The organism is Methylobacterium sp. NPDC080182, from assembly GCF_050281105.1.
Classification (GTDB): Bacteria; Pseudomonadota; Alphaproteobacteria; order Rhizobiales; family Beijerinckiaceae; genus Methylobacterium.
Genome location: NZ_JBNNWO010000053.1, coordinates 1 through 4,190, shown reverse-complemented (window position 1 = coordinate 4,190; position 4,190 = coordinate 1). Strand labels below are relative to the sequence as shown.

Genomic DNA, 4,190 nt, shown 5'->3' with positions numbered 1-4,190 from the left:
AGGAGGCGGGCGTAGCTGCCCGCGCCGGTGCCGGTGCCCGGGCCGTCGATGTCGAGGCCGAGGCTGCTGCCGGGGTTGAACGCCACCGGGCCGAGCACGGTGAGCGTGCCGGGGGAGTTGCCCGGCCGCAGGGCGCCGGCGACCGTGACCGGGGCCGCGACGGTGCCGATGCCGCGCAGGGTGCCGGCGGCCGCGACCGTGACCGGCGAGGTCCAGAGCCCGTTGAGGGAGAGCGTGCCGGCCTGGACGGTGGTCGGGCCGGAGAAGAGGCCGGGGCCGGTGAGCAGGAGCGTGCCGGGGCCGGCCTTGGTCAGGCTGGTCGGGCTCGCGGTCTCCAGGATGGCGCCGGCGTAGGTGGAGGCGGCCGCACTGGAGACCGTGAGGGCGCCGTTGCCCAGGACGGCGGAGGCCGGGCCGGCGAGGTCGGTGAGCGTGAGGGCGGTGCCGCCGAGGTCGAGGGCGCCGGTGTTGGTCAGGCTGGTCAGCCCGGCGAGCGGGCCGGTGATCTGCACGAGGCCGGCATTGGTGAGCGTGCCGTTGAACTGCCCGGACAGGCGGGCGACGCCGGTGTTGGTCAGGTCGGCGGTGAGGGTGCCGTCGCTGGCGACGAGGCCGGCGTTGCTGAGGCCGCCGGAGGCGGTGAGGCTGGCGCTCTGGGCGACGGCGACGAAGCCGGCATTGGCGAGGGGGCCGGCGAGGCTGTAGCTGCCGCCGCCCGTGACGGCGAGGGTCGCGCCGGCGGCGTTGGCGAAGGTGCCGGCGCTGGTGACGGTCCCGGACACGGCGAGCAGGCCGGCATTGTTGGCGATGGCGCCGTCGATGCGGCCGGCGCTGGCGAGCACGGTGCCGGCATTGGTCAGGCCACCGCTGATCGTGCCGCTAGTGGCGAGCGTGCCCGTGTTGGTCACGCCGCCGGTGATGGCGCCGGTGTTGAGCGCAAGGCCGGAATTGGCGACTCCGCCGGAGACGGTACCGGTGTTGATCAGGAGGCCGGCATTGCTGACGCCGCTCTGGGCCCAGCCGGCGTTGATGTAGGTGCCGGCGCCCTGGACGGAGACCGGCGAGGTCAGGCTGCCGGTGGCGGACAGGAACAGGGTACCGCCGGCGACGGTGGTCGGTCCGGCATAGGTGTCTCTTCCGGCGAGTTCGAGGGTGCCGAGGCCAGTCTTGGTCAGTCCGCCGACGCCGGAGATGTCGTTGGCGAAGCGGCCGTAATAGGCCTGTCCGTTGTAGGCGGTGTTGACGGTCCAGTCGGAGGTGAACTGGCCCGGTCCGTCGATGGCCTTGCCGAGGTTGAGCAGGCCCCAGCCGTAGACATCGTTGGGCCTGTCGGCGGGTCCGTCACCGAGATGGGTGGCGGTGGTGAACATGGTCTGGGCGATTTGCGGCGCGGTCAGGAACGGGAACGCCTGACGCAACACAGCCGCAGCACCGGCTACGTGCGGCGCCGCCATCGAGGTGCCCTGCAGCTCTCTGTAACCGCCTCCGACTGCGGTTGACCAAATCTCCACCCCTGGCGCTGCCAAGCACCAATCGGCGGCTACACCGCATCGATTGCTGAGGTTGTGTCCCCTGGCGTGGTGTAGCTTCGGCGTGGCCACCACGATCACCGGCCGGGGCCGGATTGATCAGGCTGCCAGGTTGGGCAGGCTGACGAGGGGATCATCGCCGATCGGGGCGATGCTTTCCAGGGTGATGTAGCGGGAGCGCTGGACGGCCCACTCGTCGTTCTGTTCCAGCAGGATCGCGCCCACAAGGCGTGTGATAGCCGCCTCGTTGGGGAAGATGCCGACCACCTCGGTCCGGCGCTTGATCTCACCGTTCAGGCGTTCCAGCGGGTTCGTGGAGTGCAGCTTGACCCGATGCTGGGTGGGGAAGCCCATGTAGGCCAGCACGTCCGGCTCAGCCTCGTCCATCAGGGCGGCGAGCTTGGGGACCTTCGGCCGGAGCTGATCGGCCACGCGCCGCCACTGCTGACGGGCCGCCTCGGCGTCGTCCTGGGCGAACGCCGTGGCGATGAAGGCGGAGACGACACGCCGCCCGCTGCGCCCGGCATGGGCGAGCACGTTGCGCATGAAGTGGACGCGGGGGCTGTTGAAGAACCCGCCATTCCGCTCGTGCGCAGATGCGGTCAGGCCGAGGCTGGACCGAGCCGCCGGCGCGGCATCAAAAAGCCGTCGCATCGATGCTCTTTGCCGCTGGATCGGCCTACGGGCCCCAATAGCCAGCACAAAAGCATCCACAGAGCGGCCGCGAGCCGCTTGAGGTTCACGGCCGCGGCCGTCAGGAAGGACTGGATGCGCATGTTCTGTAGTCCGCGTCGAACTGCGCGAGCCAGACCATGCCAAGTCTTCGCTTCACCGTGGAAGCCTTCCGATCGCCAGCGATGCCGTTGGTAGAGGTGCTTTTCGTCGGCAGACCAACGCTCGCGGCGTCGACGTGCGCGCAGCAAGGCGGGATAGTCCGTGCTGATCATTACCGTGCGCGCGCTGCGCCTCGGCGACAGACAGAGCTTTGCCATAGGGCAAGCTTTGCAGTCACGGGCGCGTGCCACGAAGAAGCGACCGTGATTGTGAACCTTGCCAGGTGACAGGATCTTGCCCTGTGGGCAGGTCACCACGTCGCGGTGCGGATCGAAGCGGAACCGACGCAGCGGCACGGCCGAGCGCATCGGATCGGCCTTGGCCGGAATGACGGCATCGATGCCGCGCCGCTCCAGGCCACCGTAGACCTTGGCGTATGCGTAGCCCGCATCTGCCGTCGCCGTCACGATGGCCTGCCCGCTGGTCGCCGCGGTCGCGTCGAGGCGCTCCAGGATGACCTGTCCCTCGTTCACCTCGCCGGTGGTGACCTCCACATCGAGCACGACGCCACGGACGTCGTCGACCACCGCGTGCTGCTTGTAGGTCGGCTCCAGGCGGCGGTTGCGGCCATTGGTGGCCATCGTCGCGTCCGGGTCGGTCGTACTAACCTTCTTGTAGCGGCCAGTCTTCTTCGTGTTGCGTTGGCTGATCGTAGCTTCGTCGCCGTTGACCTCGGCGACACCCTCGACATGCCGAGCGACCAAGCTCTCCCAACTCACGTCGGCTCGGATCAGCGAAGCGTCGACATGCACGACCTCGCCCTTGGCGATCCCCGCTGTGATGCAGGCCCGTACGGTGCGCTCGAAGATGCTCCGGAACCGGTCCGCACCCCAGCGCTGCCGAATGCGGGTCAGCGACGAATGATCCGGCAACGCCTCATGGAGACCATACCCAGCGAACCAGCGGATGGCGAGATTGACCTGCGCCTCGCGCAGTAGGCGACGATCGTGAACAATCCCCACGAGGAAACCGGCCAGCATCAGGCGGAGGGCAGCTTCCGGGTCGATGCCGGGCCGGCCGTTGTCGTGGCAGTACAGATCGGCCACCGCGCCGCGCAGCCATGACAGGTCGAGCACCCGGTCGACCCGGACCAGAATGTGATCGTCGGGAAGCAGCTGCCGCAGCGAGCCGGTGATGAACAGCTCGCCCTGATCGCGTTCCTTGTGCCCCAGCATGCCGGCCTCCCGACCACCGCTCCCGCAGTGAATCAGCCGATCCGCTCGCCCGCAAAGCTCTGAACGGGTTTATCAACAGCCCCACGCGGCAACGCTGCCAGGTCGCGTTCATCACCTTGGCCACCGACGCCTTGATGCCCTCGTGGGCGTCCGAGATCACCAGCTTGACCCCGCGCAAGCCCCGGCGCGCCAGCTTGCGGAGAAAGTCCGTCCAGAACGTCTCGGCTTCGGAGGGGCCGACATCCATGCCAAGCACCTCGCGACGGCCGTCAGTGTTCACACCGACCGCCACGATCACGGCGACAGAGACGATGCGTCCGTCCTGGCGCACCTTCACGTAGGTCGCATCAATCCAGAGGTAGGGCCACTCGCCCTCGAGCGGACGCTCGAGGAACGCGCCGACCCGCTCGTCGATCTCCTGGCAAAGCCGGCTGACTTGGCTCTTCGACACGCCCGTACCACCCATGGCTTGGACCAAGTCGTCCACGGACCGGGTCGAGATACCCTGGATGTAGGCCTCCTGGATCACAGCCGTGAGCGCCTTTTCAGCCATCCGGCGCGGTTCCAAGAAAGCCGGGAAGTACGAGCCCTTACGCAGCTTGGGGATGCGCAGTTCGACTGTCCCAGCCCGCGTCTGCCAGTCCCGGTCACG

Annotated in this window: 2 protein-coding genes and 2 pseudogenes; all 4 read right to left on the bottom strand. The window is 68.5% G+C overall.

Annotated features, from left to right (window positions below):
• Window positions 1-1,511, bottom strand: a 1,511-nt coding sequence (locus tag ACQKQD_RS33990) for a S8 family serine peptidase (protein ID WP_427510985.1), incomplete at its 3' end; no start/stop codon positions are given.
• A 117-nt stretch (window positions 1,512-1,628) separates the two neighbouring features.
• Window positions 1,629-2,090 (bottom strand): annotated as a pseudogene (locus ACQKQD_RS33985) (transposase); the annotation flags it as partial.
• Between the two features lie 41 nt (window positions 2,091-2,131).
• Window positions 2,132-3,538: a transposase gene (locus ACQKQD_RS33980; protein ID WP_427510984.1), complete on the bottom strand. Its 1,407-nt coding sequence runs from the start codon at window positions 3,536-3,538 to the stop codon at window positions 2,132-2,134.
• Between the two features lie 75 nt (window positions 3,539-3,613).
• Window positions 3,614-4,190 (bottom strand): annotated as a pseudogene (locus ACQKQD_RS33975) (IS256 family transposase); the annotation flags it as partial.